Source organism: Vibrio sp. Vb0598 (assembly GCF_033338935.1).
GTDB lineage: Bacteria > Pseudomonadota > Gammaproteobacteria > Enterobacterales > Vibrionaceae > Vibrio > Vibrio alginolyticus.
This window is the reverse complement of the sequence record NZ_JAWOTP010000153.1, coordinates 1-1,279: the sequence shown is the minus strand read 5'-3', so window position 1 is coordinate 1,279 and position 1,279 is coordinate 1. Positions and strand designations below refer to the sequence as shown.

General features: G+C 45.5%; 3 protein-coding genes. 1 reads left to right on the top strand and 2 read right to left on the bottom strand.

What is annotated here, in order from left to right:
• Positions 1 to 467, top strand: a 467-nt coding sequence (locus tag R7Q38_RS23690) for an endonuclease/exonuclease/phosphatase family protein (protein ID WP_318114503.1), incomplete at its 5' end; no start/stop codon positions are given.
• An 11-nt stretch (positions 468 to 478) separates the two neighbouring features.
• Here R7Q38_RS23690 and R7Q38_RS23685 read toward each other — a convergent pair.
• Both R7Q38_RS23685 and R7Q38_RS23680 read right to left on the bottom strand, forming a co-directional pair.
• Positions 479 to 1,165, bottom strand: a complete 687-nt coding sequence (locus tag R7Q38_RS23685) for a YIP1 family protein (protein WP_005481061.1) — start codon at positions 1,163 to 1,165, stop codon at positions 479 to 481.
• Positions 1,162 to 1,279, bottom strand: a 118-nt coding sequence (locus tag R7Q38_RS23680; RefSeq protein ID WP_318114504.1) for a LysM domain-containing protein, incomplete at its 5' end; no start/stop codon positions are given. The genes R7Q38_RS23685 and R7Q38_RS23680, both read right to left, overlap by 4 nt.

The following is a 1,279-nucleotide window of genomic DNA, read 5'->3' as shown; positions in this document are numbered from 1 at the left end:
TGATTAGTATTGCTCAAAAGCAGCCAGTTAAAGCATGCGCGTACACATCAAAAGAACCGTGGTTGCGTTTGCCAAAATCGGCGTTGTACAGCCAGTATCGTTTAAGTAATGGTGAGAGCTTGGCCGTTATCAATGTGCATGCGATCAACTTTACCGTTGGAACGGAAGAATATACTTCGCAACTTTCTGCGCTTGAGACGCTACTTAAACAACACAGCGGGCCAATCGTATTTGCTGGTGATTTTAATAGTTGGAGCGAATATCGGATTACGGCCATGAAGCAGGCCCTGAGGGAAGCAAATTTGAGAGAAGTACAATTCTCGCCAGATCATCGTACGCAGTTTATTACGGGCTTGCCGCTAGACCATGTGTTCTACCGCGGATTAACGCTGAAAAATGCGAAAGCGCCGCAGAGCGACGCTTCCGATCATAATCCATTACTGGTGTCGTTTACGCTTAACGATTAGCGTTAGTCAGCTTAAGCGATAACGATGTACAACGCCCAAATCACGTAAAACGTAATCCAAGGCAGGCTCGAAATCACCAGAGCCTGTCCGCGTTCAAATTCAGTCCACGTTAATACCACGCCGTAACCTAGAACAATATACCAAGGCAACAGAAGTGGCAGTGAGCTAGCAAAATGAGACCATTCGTTGGTGAGTGGCAACTTCAGTAAGCCATTGAGACTGTTGAGATCCGCCGCATAGGTCATTACCTGACCATGTTTCAATAGTAAGCTTGCGTAGCTTGCAATGTCGCCCAATACCGCTGGAAACAAAATGGCGCACGATGCCGCAAACCATTTCCAGTAACCGTATTGTTGTTTACTTGCCTTAGTCGCAAGGAAGAACCAAAACGCAAGCAACAAAAGCGTCGCAAAGCGATTGAACACGTCATTAATGATCGCACTTGCCATCAACGTGTTTGGTTCCAATAGCTCAATCTGCTGTGGGTCGATTTGTTGGAACTGTACAGTGAGTTGGTCACTTAACCACGTAAAATCAACGTTCGAAAAGTACGCGCCCCAAAATAGGAATGGGCTTAGCATCAAAAAGATGAAAGGTTGCCATCCCCAACCACCACGCTGATAAAGCGCAAGAAAACAAGAGGTTGGAGAACGGAATATATCCAACAACATTACGAGTGGGTTACTTGACGGGTTCATACACTTACCTTAGTTACATCTACGTACAGCTTAAGTTTTTGACCCGGTTTTAGGTACTTCTGCTTATGCAGCGAGTTCCATTTTACGATGTCGTTGCTCTTCACCTTGAATTTG